The following is a 16,610-nucleotide window of genomic DNA, read 5'->3' on the forward strand; positions in this document are numbered from 1 at the left end:
TCCTCAGATGGATATCCTTCCTTCAGTATAAAAGATTTGATAAAGCCTAACAACTTGCAACCCGGCATAGATGGCCGCCACAAAAAAAAAAGAAAGGGCTTATCCATAAAGACCGATAGGTCTCTTTGGATAATGCCCTCTCTTCACGGATACGATGAACTAATCTACAGCATCATCGAGCCTTTGGTGCTCGAATTAGAATGCCGGAATGACAGCACCTTTGTACTCTTCTTCGATAAAGGTCTTCACGTCCTCGGAAGTCAGCGCTTTGGCCAATTTTTGAATGGCGTCGGAGTCCTTGTTGTCCGGGCGAGCTACCAGCAGGTTGGCATAAGGGTTCTCTTTGTCTTCGATAAAGAGTGCATCCTTTGTTGGGTCCAGTCCCGCTTCAAGCGCGTAGTTCGTGTTGATGACAGCCAGATCCAGCTCATCCAGCATACGCGGCAGCATGGCGGCTTCAACTTCCTTGAACTCCAGGTTCTTCGGATTTTCCACGATATCCTTGGCAGTAGCTTCCAGCTTGGTTTCATCATTCAGCTTAATGACTCCGTTCTTGGACAGCAGGGTCAATGCACGGCCTGCATTCGAAGGATCATTCGGGATCGCCACAACCGCTCCATCCTTCAGCTCATCCGCAGATTTAATGGTTTTGGAGTAAGCACCCAGCGGCTCCACATGCACCGCGATCACGGATTCAAGATTCAATTTACGCTCTTTGATTTCGTTATCCAGGTAAGGCTTGTGCTGGAAGAAATTCGCGTCGATTTCTTTGGAGTCCACTTGCGTATTTGGCAGAACATAATCCGTGAATTCCACGATTTCCAGGTTCACGCCCTCTTTTTCAAGCGCTGGTTTAACATGCTCCAAAATTTTGGCGTGTGGTGAAGGCGAAGCGCCTACTTTCAAGGTTACGGCCTCTTGAGCGCCGCCTCCTGTTGTTCCCCCTGGCTCAGCTGCTTTATCCGCAGGCTTGCTGCCGCACGCAGCCAGCACCGTAACCAATGTCAAGCTGATCAATGCCAATGTCCATTTTTTCATTCTAAAAACGCTCCCTCCGAAAATATATTATTTTTTATATTGTCTTCCTTGATGCCTCAGTCAACCCGTTATTTTCTTGTAAAATGTCGGACCAGACGATCTCCTGCCATTTGCAGCAACTGTACCAGCACTATCATTAATACGACGGCCAGAATCATGATCTCGGTCTCATAACGGTAATACCCATACTTGATGGCCAAATCTCCTAAACCGCCGCCGCCGACTTGACCGGACATCGCGGTATAAGATACCAGGGTTACAATCGTGATGGTCATCCCCGCCAGCAGGCCCGGACGTGCCTCCGGGAGGAGAACCCTCCATACGATTTGGCTTGTCGAGGAGCCCATGGCATGAGCCGCCTCAATCACGCCTTTATCCACTTCATTCAAAGCCGTTTCTACGAGCCTAGCGAAGAATGGCGCAGCGCCGATCACGAGCGGCGGAATGGTTCCCAGCACGCCGTACGAAACACCTACGAGCGACTTCGTAATCGGGATCATCGCAACGATCAGAATAATGAACGGAACCGAACGCAGGATGTTCACAATGAACGACAGGATCGTGTAACCGAAGCGCACCAAACCGGATGTAGATCTTGCAGCCATGTAGAGCAGCACGCCAACCGGCAGCCCGATGATGAAACTGAACAATGCCGAAGCCCCCAGCATCCGAAGGGTATCCAATGTTGCCGTCCATATCTCTTTCCAGTCGATCTGGGTAAAATCAAGCCCGAACATTAATGAATCACCTCCACGTCTAATCCTTGTTCCAGCAGCTTCCGGATCGTATCTTCTATGGCACGCTCTTCCCCTTCGAAACGGACGATGAGCTGGCCATACGGCGTTTCTTTGATCGTGGAGATCGTGCCCTGCAGAATTGCAAAATTCACGCCCGTCTCATGAACGGTATGGGACAGAATCGATTCGTACGTTTTCGATCCAAGGAAAGTAATCTGCACCGCCCTCGAAGGTCCGTTCGCCTGGCCCTGAATGGCCAGCCGCAGCGCTTCGCCGCTGTCCATCTCCTGGCGGATAAATTCCTGGGTCACTTCATGCTTCGGCTTCAGGAACACTTCCGTTACCGGCCCTTGCTCCACAATGCCGCCCTGATGAATGACGGCGACCCGGTCGCATATGCTCTGAATCACATGCATCTCATGGGTAATCAGCACGATCGTCAGATGAAACTTTTTATTAATGTCCAGCAGCAGGCGCAGGATCGAATCGGTCGTCTGCGGGTCAAGCGCCGAAGTGGCCTCGTCGCACAGCAGCACTTCGGGATCGCTTGCGAGCGCTCTGGCTATGCCGACCCGCTGCTTCTGCCCGCCTGATAGCTGGGACGGGTATTTATCCCGATGCGCCTCCAAGCCGACCAAAGCCAACAGTTCGGATACCTTGCGTTCCATTTCAGCCTTTGGTGTCTTGATCAGACGCAGCGGAAACGCAATGTTATCGTACACCGTCGCGGAAGATAACAAGTTAAAGTGCTGAAAAATCATGCCGATTTTGCGGCGTTCCGTCTGAAGCTGCTTCTTGCCAAGCGACGTTAAGTTCTTACCGTTCACCCACACCTCGCCCGAGGTGGGACGCTCCAACAAATTGATACAACGGATCAATGTACTTTTACCTGCACCGGAGTGTCCGATGACTCCGAAGATTTCTCCTTTTTCAATCGACAAATCCAATTCGGACAACGCAGTGGTTAAGGTTCCGGCTTTTCCGTACTGCTTCGTCAATTGCTTGAGCTCAATCAATCCGATAACCCTCCTTTTTCCGTAGCTTCATATCTATTTACCCAAAAGAAAAGAGCCTCTTTTTGTAGAATCAAAAAGGGCCCTCTTTACGTAAAAGTCAACGCCTTTTCTCATCTGTCAAAGCCAAGGGATATCCTATAGCTTTGAAGGAATTAGCACCATGTCACTCCAAGCGTCACTGCGTTAAGCAATTACACGCTGGAGTCGGTTGCCGGGCTTCATCGGGCCTGTCCCTCCGCCTCTCTCGATAAGAAAACATCGATATGAAATTTTTCCGATTAATTTGATCTGATTTAATAACATTTAATGAATGCAATAGTTAGTATAGATTCTTTTCAGGTTTTTGTCAAAAGGAATTTCATGGCGATTTTGTGCCTAAGCCCTCACTCCATTTTTCGCCCAAAGCTCGTTCGTATACTGATAAGAGGCCGCCAGGGTCCGGCATACCATATCGATACCTTGTTTAAGATCGTCCAGGTGCTGATCGATATCCTCCAGCTCGATCTTGTCCGACAGCCCTTGATGACGCTGCCATAAATCATCCTGCATCTCGGAATTCATGTAATGGATTTCGGCGTTGCGCCGTTTCCGAAGTGTGTTCAGCGGTGTTTTGTAACGCTCCTTGATCGCTTCCAGCTCTTTGGCCAGCTCTCCGTGGGCTTTCAGGAATTTAAACTGCCGCAGGACCGTAAAATAAGAGAAATGCGCCTTCACCTTGGAGGTATGAAGATCGTACAAATCGTTGAGCACCGTCCCCAGCTTGTCAAGGATCGAGAATACCCGTATGAAGCCGTTTTTGTAAAAATACACATATCGTTGATATTCCCCTTGCTCCTGAATCGACATGTCATCGATGTAACCCGATTTGACCGATTGACTGAAATGCCTTGCCGCATTCCAGCTCTGTTCCAGCTCATCCAGGGAAACGATCAACCCCCGGGTCCAAATCTCAAGCTTGCGAAAGTCATGCGTCGGATCCTGATTTTTCTCCATTTCCTTCTGCAGCAGCCGGGTTGTCTTGACCATCGATTCGATGGCTTCCTCAAGCAGTCCGTTATTGTGCCGGGGATGTTCCCCAAGTAACACACGAAGCATGGCGTTACCCCCTCGAGTCATCAAATTAATCTTCATTCTTGACCGCTATTTATCGAAATAGTGATTCCACCGCGTTTAACCGTCTTCACGATATCCTCACGCGGGAATAACTCATCCCGGGTATCCCGATTTCATTCGTGCATTCATGACCAGAGGATTGTTCTTATAGGATGCCCCCGAAACGGCCAGACAACCCACAGAATGGGGCGACTTTCAGATATGCCCCAGGATATCGCCTTCGTCAATCTTAATAAATATAAACTAATCCGTTGCGGGATCAAACCTTTTCAATACTGCTTCCAGCGTCTCCTTATATCGGACAGGTCGAGCGGAAGGTTTGGCTATCATCCACTTCCCTCCTCACTATACAACAAAGCCCTCGAACGCTGGTTCGGGGACTTTGCATAAACGATGTTGCCTTAAATTCGATCTTTTCGTTTAATGATTTTCGCTTCTTTTTTATACAATCTTTTCACGAGACATGCTATGACCCGGCCGCATTTCGGCTTTAACCGGCTTGCCGAGCTGCCATACCCTGACACTTAAGTAACAGAGTACGCCGAATAAGGCCGAGATCAGCAAGGTATGTCCCAGCGCGGAGAATACGTAAACTTCCTCGTTATGCATCGTCGCCATAATGAGGGCACCGCTAAACACTTGCAGCAAGCAGAGCACGGTTGCCGAGATGCCCAGCATCTGTATCTCCCGGTTGTCGCGGTTGCGCCAATATGCAAAATGCCCCATCACCGCAACCACGACCAGCAGCAGAAGCGCTGCCACCCGGTGCATAAAAGCGATGCCGACTCCACCGCTCAGCTCCGGGATCACTTCTCCGTTACACAGCGGCCAGCCCGAGCAACCTTCTCTAGAATCGGTGTGGCTGACGAATGCACCAATATAAACGACGATATAGCTATACAGGGTTGTGCCCCAGACTAAATTACGGAAACCCTTGCTTACCCGAGGCAGACGTTCCAAGTCTACGGGCCCCTTCACCTGTTCTACCCGCCGCATCCCCAGAGCCAGCATGACGGAGCTAGCAAAAGCAATCAGCGAGAAGCCAAAATGCAGCGCCATAATCGCAGCCGATTGAGGTTTAACAACCGCAAGCGCACCCATGATCGCCTGCACTACAACGAATACCGAGGTCCCGATAACATAAGCCATCAAATCCCGGCGATCCCGCTTGTACTTCCAGAACGCAATCAGCGAAGCCAGCGCGGCCAACCCCGCCATCCCGCTGACAGCCCGGTGGGAATACTCAATCATGGAGGATACCGTGTAAGCGGGAACAAATTTACCGTTGCACAGCGGCCACTCCTGGCCGCAACCGAGTCCCGAGCCCGTCTTTGTCACAACCATGCCTCCGAACGTCGCGAAGAACATAATTAAGCATGTTATGTAACTCAGCCATTTTAATTGTTTATCATTCACTTATCTCACCTGCTGCTCATATTCATTCACTATTTAAACCTTTACGGGATCGCATCGTACACAGTCCACATTTCATTATACCTGATTCTACCGCTACGGTCACTTGAGCGATTGTGACAAAATGTTCAAAAATGAGCAAAACCTTCATGATACAGGTACTTGACTTCTTCACCCTACCTCTATCTGATATATAAAACAACACCGCCGCCAGTTATAGATCAAGGCGGCGGTGCTATAGTCACTCTTACTTATGAATCGTACTGTATACGTCAACGGCACGCTGCAGGAATTCTTCAATCTCCTGGCGCGATTTGCGGAGTTTGTTAACGTAGCGAACCAACTCGCGTCCATCGGAGTATGCAACAAAGCTGGGGATACCCATAATATTTTGCTGCTGACTCACGTCACCGACAGCATCGACGTCAACCTCAACCAGAGTCAATTGGTTTGAGAACTTCGTCTCAACCTCCGGCATGAATGGATCGATAAACTTGCAATCGCCGCACCAGTCTGCTTTAAATACGGCAACAGTCAGTCGCGGAGACTGGATTGCAACCTGAAATTCTGCTTCTGAAGTGATTTTTTCCATTGATTATCTCCCCTTTACGTCGAGTTCCTTCACCCTTAGTGAATCAAAATGTTGAGTGGAAGTCAAATTTTAGAGCATACTGACATTATGATGCTCACAGGCTGGGATTAACCCTCAGAAAGTGCAGGTGACCCCCGAATGCACTCGAACGGAGTCAATGATAATAAAAACCGGGGCAAGGATGTATGGTCATGGACGGCAGCTATTCCGCAAGCCCTGACCGAATCATGGTCGGGGATGATCGCATCGTGGCGATTCTCCTTAAAGCTCCGGACAAGCAGCAACGAATTGCGTTGGGACTACACAGCCGTTAGAACAATTCGCAGGCAGCTCAAGGATATCCTCTCCTCCCATCCCTATCTGCAGCAGAGTGTTTACCCGTTTCCGCTCCCTTCCATGCAAGGGTATAACGATATTCGGATTCATGAGGCCGGTGCAGATGTTCAGCTATCTCCAGAAAAGCAGGAGTTGATTCATCATATTCAAGAGGCCACAGCTGCAGCCAACCGAAGCAACGTGACCCGTACGCAAGCCTATTGGGACTGCTATGTATCACAACCTGAGCTGCATTGGGCCTTTCTGGCCCACATGGTATCGCGTAATGCCGGGTGGAATATGAGTGATCTGAAGGGTGGATTGATGTCGGATCTTATGAATCCGACATTTAAGAACAACCTGTATCGCTTCCTGGAGCGCTGCAATGCACTGATCTTCCAGGACGCCTATCCCCAGCTGCTGCTCTATATACACAGTAGAAAAAAAGGTAAGCCCCTATTTCATCTGCTCCCCCACTTTCATGTTTCATCGTTCATGACACCGTTCTGGGAGCAGTTCTGGCAGGATCAGAGCAGTTCGCTGCTTACGGTAGCCCTGATCATTAATGAGCAGAACTATATTGAGGGGCGTGTGGCGAGACACCCTTTTTACCTACAGCATATTCTACAGGATCCCTTCTTTCGGATGCATGAGCTGACCCGGTTGAATCAAATCGTGTTTCCGCTGGGTCAAGTCCATCGAACAGAGTCGGGCGAAAGCCCTGCCCAGAAGCCCTTATCCCCAGCCAGGCCGCTGGCTGGACTTACCTTACCCAAGTTTGACGACCTGTCCATTCGGATCAAGGCAGGCCGTTCGCTGTATGCTTTATTGTTTGGGTATGAGGAGATATACCGCGCGGTGCTGGCATTCGCACGATCCACCAAGCATCAGGGATCGCGCGCCGAATATTGGCCGGCCTTATTTACGCCGACGCTTGAGCAAGCCATGAATCATGGCCACGCGGGATCTGACCTCATCACATCAGAATGGCTGCCCGATGGCCAGCGTCTGTACAGCCCTTATCTTGAAGAGATCTGGGAGGATGAGGCCCCCGAGCAGATTCCCCGGTACGACTGGTATCAGGGCCGGGCGATGTTTAGGCATATTCGTAAACCGTTACGGCCGCTGCTGCCGGATATCACCCATGCCCATCGGGCCGCTCTGGAGAAAACCTCTATCGTGCATGATGTATCTGATCAGTTCCATCGGCATTAAAATAAAGAGACCGTCCCAATACTGCAAGGATGGTCTCCATTCGGTTCTATTCACACGATAAGTGAAACTAAGTATATGTTTTTATCCCCGCTTCCGCATACGTGCAGGCTGCAGTCTCATAAGCGGACGGAACACTTTCTGCAAAAGGCGCGGGTAACTGCTCAGCTCCGATTGCCGCAATACGCCAAACACCACCAGCAGGACAAGATATATAATGACCACGGCCACGCCTACAACCAGGCAAGTCAGCAGGAAGGCCAACCGTGCCGGCATGATATCAACCATTTGAATACCGGCCAGATTCAGGCCATATCCAATTCCCCCGGCGGCAATCACCGTCAACAAGAAGCCCGTCCAGCGTTTGCCCAGGATGGAGAAGGATACAATCGCTTTAATCGATCTTATATTCAGTATCGTAATAACAAGGAAACAGAGCGCCGTGCTCCCTATGATCCCGTAGATCCCAAAGAACGGAGCAAGCAAGAAGCTGGCTGCAAGCTTGATTGCAACCCCGATCATCACGTGAATCATCGAGAGTTTGGCCTTGCCGATTCCAAGAAGAATGGAATTTGTAGTCATCATCGTGATCTGGAAAATCGTACCGAACGTCAGAAATCCAATAATCCCGCTGCCGCCCAAGGAACTAAACAGCAATCCATTAATGGAATAGGATGCCACGCATAGCGCAATCACCATCGGCATCCCCGTCAATATGGCTATACGCATAGCCAGCGATACTTGCTGTTCCAAATGCTCCTGGTCCTTCTTCGCAAAAGCCGCAGAGATGATCGGAATAAGCGAGGTACTAAGGGCAATGGCTAGAATCGGCGGAATCCCCGCCACGCTTTGAGCCCGGTTTCCCAACACCGCGAGGGCTGCTGTCGCCTGATCCAAACCAATCTGCCCGATCAACAGCGGCTTCACTATAGAGCTGTCAATGAAGTTAACAGCCGGAACTGCCAGGGAAGACAGCACAATCGGTATGGACAGCGTGAATATATCCCGGTATATCCCGCCAAGCGGAATGGAGCGGTCCGCCGCCGGCATCTTGAGCTCACGATCGCTTCGGCGAAGTTTAACCGTGAAGTACAGCATCACTGCAAACGCGCCGATACTGCCGAGTACGCCACCGAAGGAAGCTCCGGCCGCAATCCAGGTATCGTCGTATCCCATCCGCAGCAGCACATAGGCCAAGCCGATGGCTGTCAGAACCCGTGCAATCTGCTCGATGATCTGAGATATGCCGCCAGCTGTCATGTTATTACGTCCCTGGAAGTATCCTCGCATCATCGCAATGGCCGGAAACAGCAGCAGCGCTGGGGCGAGTGCCTGAATGGCCGCGGCTGCCTCCGGCTGCTTAGAAATATGGGTAGCATAATAAGGAGCTCCAAAATATAGCAGTAGCGTCATGACAATACCCGCTACCCCGGCAAAAATAAGTGCAGCATGATAGACACGCCGAGCCTCCGCAGGCTTATTCAAAGCATGACGCTCGGATACCATTTTGCTGAGTGTGCTGGGAATGCCTGCCGTTGCTACCGTTAACAGCATTAAATATACGTTATTGGCGATCGTAAATGAAGCGTCCCCTATATCGTTCAGCATATGTTCCAGCGGCACCCGCTGGACAAGACCCAGCACGCGGGCTACCAGCGCAGCAGCGGCCAAGATGATCGTGCCTTTAATAAATGACTCTTTCTTTGACAAAACCGTACCCTTCTTTCTCCTCCAAAGCGCCTCTTACAGCGATTCCTAAGCGTCTATTAGAAAACCCAAATGAAGAAAATAATAATCATCGCGAGCTGTAAAATAATCTTCACCACAATGCTGCTGAACAAGCCAATGACCGATCCGAAACCAACCTTCATGGATTTGCTTGGTCCCGAGCCTGCCAGCATTTCACCCAGAAATGCCCCAAGGAATGGTCCAATTATCAATCCAAAAGCGGGAATAACGAACGGTCCGATAATCAGTCCGATCGTGCTGCCCCATATCGAGGCTTTGGAACCGCCGAGCTTCTTAACACCCCAGGCGTTAACCGCATAATCGGCAATGAAGAGCACCACCAGAATGATCGTCTGAATAATCCAGAACCATGCATTGTAATGCTCAAATGTAAAGAACCAGCCGTAAACAAACAGCGCCAGGTAAATGGCGATAACCCCCGGCAGAATAGGGTAAATCGCCCCGGCCATCCCAATGATAAACAGAGCGATGACAATAATCCAGCCCAATATGTCCATCAACATCTCACCCTTCGATCAAAATATGATCCCTGATGACCTCAACGATGCCGTCCTCATTGTTGCTGGAAACCACAAGGTCAGCTTCATCCTTAACCGTCTGCTGGGCATTGCCCATAGCCACGCCGAGTCCGGCCTGCTGAATCACAGCCAGGTCGTTCAGGCTGTCACCTACGGCTACGACTTCGGACATGCTAATTCCGAGCAGCTCGCACACCTGTCCGATTCCGGTCGCTTTGTTAACGCCCTGCGGATTGATTTCCAGGTTATCCGGCGAGGAGTTCGTGATCTCCAGACCACCCATATCCTGCAGGCGCATCAGAATGTTGTGGCGTACCTCATGATCATTCGTAGTGTATCCGAATTTCAGCCATTCCTGATTCGCGACATCATCGGTCCAGTTCTCAGAGTTATACAATCTTTCTACTGAATACGCCCAGAACCATGATCCGGTTTCAATGGCCAGTGCGTGCATTTCCTCCACGAGCTTGCTGTCGAGCAGCGCTCGGCGGTGCAATTCATATGGCGCACGCCATACCTCGCCGCCGTTCACCGTTACCATCGGTGTCGTCAGTTCAAGCTGCTTGGCATACGGATAGGCATCCTGAAACGGACGACCTGTCGAGAGGCAGACGTGAATGCCGTGCCGTACCGCTTCCTTGATCCACTTCACCGTTTCCTCCGACACCTCATGATCGTCCCGCAGCAGCGTACCGTCCATATCCAGTGCTAACAACCGATATTTATATTTCATGGTATTAACCCCCTTACGAATCATCAGCAAACATAACGACATTTTACCACAAAAGGCAGGGTGTCAAAACATCCCCCATGAATAGCAGCCACCTAACAGGCCAAAACTGAGATAAAGCCTACCCACAATGAGGATTTCCCCACGCGCTCGAACCAATCACACGACCCTTGAAATAAAGAAGCAATGTGAAAGAAAGAATATGACTTCCTTTGTGCTACGATATTTACTGAAGACAACCCTGAAAGGAGTCATAAAATCATATGACCAAACCTAATGAGAACCCCGTCGTGACGGCAGAGATGCTCATTCGAAGACCGGTAGCCCAGGTATTCGAGGCTTTCATCGACCCTGAGATTACAACCAAGTTCTGGTTTACCAAAAGCAGCGGCAAGCTTGAGGAAGGCCGTCATATCCGCTGGGATTGGGAGATGTATGGGGTACATGATGACGTGTACGTTCAACATATCGAAGTGAATCGCCGCATCACGATCGAGTCTTCAGACCGGACCCAAACCGAATGGACATTCACGCCACGGGGGGATCATGAGACCTTCGTTGCCATTACCCATTCCGGATTTACAGGCAGTGCGGATGAAATGGTGCAGGGAGCTATTGATTCCATGGGAGGATACACCATGGTGCTCTGCGGCCTCAAAGCGCTGCTGGAGTTTAACGTCGTCCTGAATCTGGTAGCGGACAAAGCCCCTGACGCCCATGTGTAACGGATAAAGAAACGGCAGCCAACCCATTGAGGGCTCTTGGCTGCCGTTTTTTTGCTTCCTATTATTGGTTCGGATTGCCTTCCTCATTCTCACCCCCGGTTTGTTTAGGGTGAGGCGTTCCGTCGAGTCCGTAAATTTCGTCATAAGCATCGAAAATTTTGCGGGCAACCGGCGCGGCACTCTGGGAACCAAAGCCTGCTTCCGGTATGACTACGGCGACGGCCAGCTTCGGATTTTGCCGTGGTGCAAAAGCGATGAACACCCCGTTTTCCACCCTGATCCGAGAACCGTTTTTATAAATATCCTGCTCGGATGTTCCTGTTTTCCGTGCAAAATCATATTTAAAATCTTCAAAAGCTCGAAGTCCCTGCGTATTCATCCCTGCAATGACTTCATTCCAGTACTGCTGCGGGAATTCCGCTTTATTTAATACTTCACGCTTGAATTCCTTAATCACATTGCCGTCCTGATCTACGATCTTGCTCGCAAGCTGTGGCCGAATGCGTTCTCCCCGATTGGCAAGCGTGCTGGCATACTGTGCCAATTGGAGCGTCGTATATTTACCGGACTGTCCGAATGAAGCGTATGCCATGGCAGCCAGATAACTTCCCGCCTGCTCGATATTGGTATACTCGATGATTCCTTTATGCTCCTTCGGCAGACCGGATTCGGTAGATACCCCGAGCCCGAATTTCTTCATATATTTATCCCATACTTCAACGGATTCGGAGCCGTATTTGTTATACAGTCGTTCCCCGATCCAGTCAACCATAAAGGCATTGGAGGAATGCTCAATCGCTTGTCTCGCATTCAGAGATCCGTAGGCTCTACCGCCCGAGTTCCGGACTCTCGTATTATCCTTACCGAAGAATGCTGCACCGCCATCATAATAATAATCGTTCGGCCCGAACAATTTTTCATTAAGTCCAATTAATACTGTCAAAGGCTTCATGGTGGAACCGAGCAGCACGACCGATTCCAGATTGTTGCCGGATCGACCGGAACTATATGGAGAAATCGTTCCGTTGCCATAATACTTCATGACCGATTCCCAATCATCGGTCCCATTCTCCCATACATTCGGATCATAATCCGGCATGCTGGCCATGGCGACAATATTCCCGGTATCCACCTCCATCGCTACGGCATAACCCGTTTGCGCATTCGGATGCGTTTTACCGGAAACCGTATTGGCGTGAAGCCATTTCAGCTGATCAATGATCGCCTGCTGCGTAACCTTCTGAATATCCTTATGAATCGTCGTATGAATATTGTAGCCCTTCTCCGGGGCAATCATGGTCGGCACCCCGTCCGCCATGTTCTGCGGATTAATTGGAATCCCGATATATCCGTTCTTGCCGCGCAGCTCATCCTGGAACATCATTTCGAGTCCGTCTACACCGACCTTCTCCTGCTCCGTGTAGATAAGTCCCGGATCTTTTTGCTTCTTGTTCTGCTCATCAATCTCTTTATATTTTTCCAGTGTCTTAATTCCGCGGAACTCTTTCAAATAACCAATCGTTTGAACGGCAATTTTATCCTGGTTATATTGACGCTGGCTTTCTTCAACAACCTCTATTCCAGGATACTCGTTCTTATGCTCCATGAAGTAAGCCACTTCTTTAGTCGAAAGATCTGCCTTAATGCGTCTCGGCTCATAACCCGGCTGCTTGTTGAATTCCAGGTCCATCGCTTTGATCACATCATCCACTGTCAACTTTTCGGCTTTTGGATCACCATATTGTTCGAAGACCTTGACCATTTCCTCGGCCAGCTTTTCAATCTCCGGACGGTTCTTCTTCCCTCGTTCGGATGAACTGTAATCCTTTAACAGCGTTAAATACAGTGCTTGGGAGGGTGTTGAGTATGCAAGCGGCGTACCGGAAGCATCGATGATGCTGCCCCGGATCGGCTGAAGCGGGAAATTTTTAACCTGCCCACCGGTTTCGAGCTCTTTTAGCTCAGGCCCTTCAACGAACTGCAGTATAGCAAGACGTATAATAACGACACAGAATATGATAAAAGTGCTGAAAAAAAATACATTAACCCGCAAGTTAAACTGACTGCCGGCATCTCGTTCTTCTTGTTTGCGCTTATCCGGCCTAAACCCTTTCACGTATGCTTCTCCCCTTTATCCACAATCACATAAACCCATATTAACATAAACGCCCCCCCACTTCATCTGGAAGGCCCCTCCTACGGGCAAGGGCGAACTTCCCTTGCTCAAAGTCCGCCCTTCTCCGTATCCCAACACATCTATCAAAACACTTGTTCTTTTATATGTGTCTCATTGAAGCGCGGCGGATTAAACCAGTTGCCGCTCTGTGCCCAGGTCGGGTCCAGCGGTATCCATCGCTTCTCTTCGCTCAAGTAAACCTCATTCCAGGCGTGGGGACCATAACCGCCTTGACCATTATATCCCCTGCCAGTTACGACCCGAACTTTCAGATCCTGAGACCGGGCCATCATGGCATACAGCCGAGCATAATCAATGCACACGCCTAACCTTGTTTCGTACGTATCCTGTGGTGTCTGCTCTTTCCATATCCGCTGCTCTTCATACAATGTCACTTTGTCGTGATCATACGCTATTCTGCTGCCAACCCAATCATAGAGCTTTCGGGCTTTCTCTTCATCGGTTGACGCACCTTTCACGATATGGGCTGCCGTCTGCTCAATGCCCTCGGGAATCTTGTGGTCGATGACCTCATACTTCCGCTGAATGATCCCATTCAATTCTTCTTGAACCGATTGGGTAAAGACCGGCAGCTTCTCTCGGACGAGAGAACCCGACAAAGGTTCTATCACAGCCCTCGCTCCCTGCTGATAAACCGGTGAAGCCTCAACGTACCGGCTGAAGCCGTGGTCGGGATTCAGACTGACGTAGATGAATAAGATCGCAATAACAATAATGCTCCGGGCAGCACCCATGATAACGCCAATTCCCGCGCCTGTTAGCCGGCTCAGCAGCGATGCCGACGTATCTTTTCTCGTTCCGAAGAGTTTCAGCCTGCCTCCCATGATCAGGGAAACGAGCAGACGCAGCATAAATACGATAAGGGCGTAGCTTAACATAAACAGCACCGCAAACCGCAGTAGCGGGAAATCCGCCAGCGATTTTACGGCTGTATAATAAATCTGTTCCCAGAAGCGCAGCTCCCGATTCGGTAAACCGGAGGCTGTCCCCAGCCAATCGCCTGCCTTGGGTGATAACCATAATGTAAAAGGAACGGAGATCGCAAGCCCGACCAAGCGCAGCACCGCATCCCCCAGAAAAAAAACAAGCTTCCCGGCTGACTGGGAGGCTCCGCGACTCCATCCCTGTAATAGTGAAATAACCACAATCAGCAGCAGCAAGATGGTGATTCCGTTCCCACTCAGCACACTATCCTTCCATGCCGACATCAACGGTATCCCCTCCTCTCCCCATGATGTCTTGTCAACCGATGTAAGCGAGCTGCAGCACTAAAAACGCTGCCGCCCTCGTACATTCGCTTCCGATTGCGTTTCATTTTTTTTATTTAGAGGCCGTATTGCTCTTGGCATCATCGATAAAGCTCTGAATCGTATCGTTGATATCCCACTTTCCTACCGAAACACCGCGGAAAGTGACTTCAACCTCTTCGGAACCGTCACTTCCTTTCAGCTCCAGATTAGGAGCTTTAATGGAGTAGGTACCGTCCCCATTCGAAGTATATTTTGCTTCCTTCGCTTCTTTCATCATCATGTTCAGCGCTTCTTTTTTTATCGTGTCCACCGTTTCTTCCTTCACCGTGGTTACAACCTCGCCGATCTTATCCAGGGAAATTCCGCTATACACCAACAATCCCACGATGATGAGTACGGCTAGCGCCCATTTAATGACGGTTCTCACCACATTCAGCACAATAAACAAGATAATTAAGGCGATGGCAATGACCAGCCAGTTTTGTTTAAGAAATTCAATCCAGACCTGAGTATCCAATTCAATTCACTCCCGTTCATCGTTTCAAAAGCGGCGGTTCATGCCGTCTTATTAATTATACATGATACCCCGCAAAGCTGTCAGCCAACCGGGTCTTTTCACAAAAAGGTATAAGCTTGCCCATTCGAACGTACAAGTAGTAATACCATATCAACTTTTGCCGGATAGGAGGGTGCCATATTGAAAACCGCATTATGGCTCTATATGTTTTTGTTTCTGGCGTTTTTTGATTTGCATGCTCAGTATCCAGTACTGACGCCCTTTGCCATCTCCCTTGGCGCAGCCCCTACGTTTATCGGCTGGATGATGGGAATTTATGCTTTAACTCATCTGCCTGGCAATCTGCTTGCAGGCAATCTGATCGATCGGCACGGCAGCAGACGCTACATTATTTTCAGCTTAACCGCTGCTGGTGTTATCCTGCTGCTCCAGGCTCATGTCCAACTGCCCTGGCAGCTGCTCGCGCTCCGCTCGATCAGCGGCTTCGTCTTGGCCTTTTTGTCACCGGCCTGTTTGGCGCTGCTTGCGTCTCTCTCCCGGGATCCTGTTACGCAAGGCAAATATATGTCCGGTCATGGCGTGATCCACACTCTTGCCTCTGTCTTGTCACCGGCCGCCGGCGCTTTCATTGTAGCCAAAGCAGGATTTTCCGGTACATTCCAGAGTCTGGGCTGGCTTTTGATTTTCACCGGCTTGATGGCGTTTCTCAGTCTCCCGAAGCCTCTGTCAGCCGCTGATAGAGATAAAGGGCAGGCTGTTCCGATCAACAGCGGGACACCGGCGCGGCTTCCTTTTAGCTTGCGCTTATATCTGATTCCATTTGCTATCGCATGCTCTCAAGGAATCCTGTTCTTTGAAATACCGCTGCGGGAAAGCGGGCTGGCAAGCATTATGTCCACCGGGCTTCTATTCTCCGTCATTAGCCTTGGAGCTTTGGTCACATTAAGCATGCTGTTTCTCAATCGTTATGCGCCCTATATCAGGGTGACCATCGGCGTATTGGGACTCGCTATTTGCTTCTACGCCCTGGCTGCAGTAGACCATGTACCGATCACGGTCATCCTGTTTGCGCTCGGACTTGCTAAAGGATTGCTGTTTCCGGCATTATCCTCACTGTTCATAGAGCTAAGCGGCGGAGGCAGACTTGGGAAAGTCTTCTCATTGCAATCCATCGCCATGTCGCTGGGTTCCTTTGTAGGTCCTATTGCGGCAGGACAGCTCCGAACGGTGGTGTCCCCTTATTTTATCGCGTTTCTGATGCTGATGACCGTGCTGCTGCTGCTCCCCAAACGCAATCGTGAAGCACCTTTAACAGCTGTCTCACCAGAAACCCCAATCTCAACCGTCTAGGGAAGCTGTACCAGTCTTAAGCCAGCGCCCAAAAAGATAAGGATGGGCCAATACACAATCCATATGGGTAAAACCACATAAGATACAGTGTGGCAAATGACCACGTACATCTAACCAAGGGGTGAAGTAATCATGAGT

15 protein-coding genes and 1 riboswitch are annotated in these 16,610 nt (G+C 50.0%); of the genes, 3 read left to right on the plus strand and 12 right to left on the minus strand.

Annotated features, from left to right (window positions below):
* Positions 1-195: 195 nt before the first annotated feature.
* The 6 genes from ACOZB4_RS25380 to ACOZB4_RS25405 form a co-directional block, all read right to left on the minus strand.
* On the minus strand, positions 196-1,038 hold the full coding sequence (locus ACOZB4_RS25380) for a MetQ/NlpA family ABC transporter substrate-binding protein (protein WP_379407317.1): 843 nt from the start codon (positions 1,036-1,038) through the stop codon (positions 196-198).
* A gap of 68 nt (positions 1,039-1,106) precedes the next feature.
* On the minus strand, positions 1,107-1,775 hold the full coding sequence (locus tag ACOZB4_RS25385) for a methionine ABC transporter permease (protein ID WP_076324846.1): 669 nt from the start codon (positions 1,773-1,775) through the stop codon (positions 1,107-1,109).
* Complete coding sequence (locus ACOZB4_RS25390) at positions 1,775-2,791, minus strand: methionine ABC transporter ATP-binding protein (protein WP_076324847.1); 1,017 nt, start codon at positions 2,789-2,791, stop codon at positions 1,775-1,777. Before ACOZB4_RS25390 ends, ACOZB4_RS25385 begins: the two co-directional genes overlap by 1 nt.
* A gap of 107 nt (positions 2,792-2,898) precedes the next feature.
* A riboswitch (SAM riboswitch) is annotated at positions 2,899-3,045 on the minus strand.
* A gap of 121 nt (positions 3,046-3,166) precedes the next feature.
* On the minus strand, positions 3,167-3,886 hold the full coding sequence (locus ACOZB4_RS25395) for a Cthe_2314 family HEPN domain-containing protein (RefSeq protein ID WP_379407318.1): 720 nt from the start codon (positions 3,884-3,886) through the stop codon (positions 3,167-3,169).
* A gap of 459 nt (positions 3,887-4,345) precedes the next feature.
* A complete protein-coding gene (locus tag ACOZB4_RS25400; protein ID WP_379407319.1) occupies positions 4,346-5,320 on the minus strand; it encodes a COX15/CtaA family protein in 975 nt (324 codons plus the stop codon).
* 244 nt (positions 5,321-5,564) lie between these two features.
* Positions 5,565-5,909: a thioredoxin family protein gene (locus tag ACOZB4_RS25405; protein WP_379407320.1), complete on the minus strand. Its 345-nt coding sequence runs from the start codon at positions 5,907-5,909 to the stop codon at positions 5,565-5,567.
* 138 nt (positions 5,910-6,047) lie between these two features.
* On the opposite strand from ACOZB4_RS25405, the gene ACOZB4_RS25410 reads away from it, so the two are divergent.
* The gene (locus ACOZB4_RS25410) at positions 6,048-7,439 is read left to right on the plus strand and encodes a DUF2515 family protein (RefSeq protein WP_379407321.1); all 1,392 of its coding nucleotides are present in this window, start codon (positions 6,048-6,050) and stop codon (positions 7,437-7,439) included.
* 81 nt (positions 7,440-7,520) lie between these two features.
* Here the strand turns inward: ACOZB4_RS25410 and ACOZB4_RS25415 are convergent, their stop codons facing one another.
* Genes ACOZB4_RS25415 through ACOZB4_RS25425 form a run of 3 tightly spaced genes read right to left on the minus strand, consistent with a single transcriptional unit; the run spans position 7,521 to position 10,436 of the window.
* A complete protein-coding gene (locus tag ACOZB4_RS25415) occupies positions 7,521-9,146 on the minus strand; it encodes a polysaccharide biosynthesis protein (protein WP_339267993.1) in 1,626 nt (541 codons plus the stop codon).
* A 56-nt stretch (positions 9,147-9,202) separates the two neighbouring features.
* Positions 9,203-9,682 (minus strand): DUF456 domain-containing protein, encoded by a 480-nt coding sequence (locus ACOZB4_RS25420; protein WP_076324907.1) that lies wholly within the window; start codon positions 9,680-9,682, stop codon positions 9,203-9,205.
* A gap of 7 nt (positions 9,683-9,689) precedes the next feature.
* Positions 9,690-10,436, minus strand: a complete 747-nt coding sequence (locus tag ACOZB4_RS25425; RefSeq protein ID WP_379407322.1) for a Cof-type HAD-IIB family hydrolase — start codon at positions 10,434-10,436, stop codon at positions 9,690-9,692.
* 260 nt (positions 10,437-10,696) lie between these two features.
* Between ACOZB4_RS25425 and ACOZB4_RS25430 the strand changes: the two genes are divergently transcribed.
* Positions 10,697-11,158: an SRPBCC family protein gene (locus ACOZB4_RS25430; protein WP_379407323.1), complete on the plus strand. Its 462-nt coding sequence runs from the start codon at positions 10,697-10,699 to the stop codon at positions 11,156-11,158.
* A 61-nt stretch (positions 11,159-11,219) separates the two neighbouring features.
* Here ACOZB4_RS25430 and ACOZB4_RS25435 read toward each other — a convergent pair whose 3' ends face one another.
* From ACOZB4_RS25435 to ACOZB4_RS25445, 3 genes are all read right to left on the minus strand, one after another.
* Positions 11,220-13,274 carry a peptidoglycan D,D-transpeptidase FtsI family protein gene (locus tag ACOZB4_RS25435; protein WP_379407324.1) on the minus strand — a complete coding sequence of 685 codons (2,055 nt, stop codon included), beginning with the start codon at positions 13,272-13,274 and terminating at the stop codon, positions 11,220-11,222.
* Positions 13,275-13,417: 143 nt separating this feature from the next.
* Positions 13,418-14,566 carry a transglutaminase domain-containing protein gene (locus ACOZB4_RS25440; RefSeq protein WP_379407325.1) on the minus strand — a complete coding sequence of 383 codons (1,149 nt, stop codon included), beginning with the start codon at positions 14,564-14,566 and terminating at the stop codon, positions 13,418-13,420.
* Positions 14,567-14,675: 109 nt separating this feature from the next.
* Positions 14,676-15,122: a hypothetical protein gene (locus tag ACOZB4_RS25445; RefSeq protein ID WP_076324857.1), complete on the minus strand. Its 447-nt coding sequence runs from the start codon at positions 15,120-15,122 to the stop codon at positions 14,676-14,678.
* 180 nt (positions 15,123-15,302) lie between these two features.
* Here ACOZB4_RS25445 and ACOZB4_RS25450 point away from each other — a divergent pair, with 180 nt between their 5' ends.
* The gene (locus ACOZB4_RS25450) at positions 15,303-16,472 is read left to right on the plus strand and encodes an MFS transporter (RefSeq protein WP_379407326.1); all 1,170 of its coding nucleotides are present in this window, start codon (positions 15,303-15,305) and stop codon (positions 16,470-16,472) included.
* Positions 16,473-16,610: the final 138 nt, after the last annotated feature.

It is taken from the genome of Paenibacillus sp. NPDC058898, assembly GCF_049316025.1.
Lineage (GTDB): Bacteria > Bacillota > Bacilli > Paenibacillales > Paenibacillaceae > Paenibacillus_AQ.

Coding starts and splice junctions, on each gene's coding strand:
- ACOZB4_RS25380 (WP_379407317.1), bottom strand. CDS start 1,038: ATGAAAAAATGGACATTGGCATTGATCAGCTTGACATTGGTTACGGTG.
- ACOZB4_RS25385 (WP_076324846.1), bottom strand. CDS start 1,775: ATGTTCGGGCTTGATTTTACCCAGATCGACTGGAAAGAGATATGGACG.
- ACOZB4_RS25395 (WP_379407318.1), bottom strand. CDS start 3,886: ATGCTTCGTGTGTTACTTGGGGAACATCCCCGGCACAATAACGGACTG.
- ACOZB4_RS25405 (WP_379407320.1), bottom strand. CDS start 5,909: ATGGAAAAAATCACTTCAGAAGCAGAATTTCAGGTTGCAATCCAGTCT.
- ACOZB4_RS25410 (WP_379407321.1), top strand. CDS start 6,048: ATGCACTCGAACGGAGTCAATGATAATAAAAACCGGGGCAAGGATGTA.
- ACOZB4_RS25420 (WP_076324907.1), bottom strand. CDS start 9,682: ATGGACATATTGGGCTGGATTATTGTCATCGCTCTGTTTATCATTGGG.
- ACOZB4_RS25425 (WP_379407322.1), bottom strand. CDS start 10,436: ATGAAATATAAATATCGGTTGTTAGCACTGGATATGGACGGTACGCTG.
- ACOZB4_RS25430 (WP_379407323.1), top strand. CDS start 10,697: ATGACCAAACCTAATGAGAACCCCGTCGTGACGGCAGAGATGCTCATT.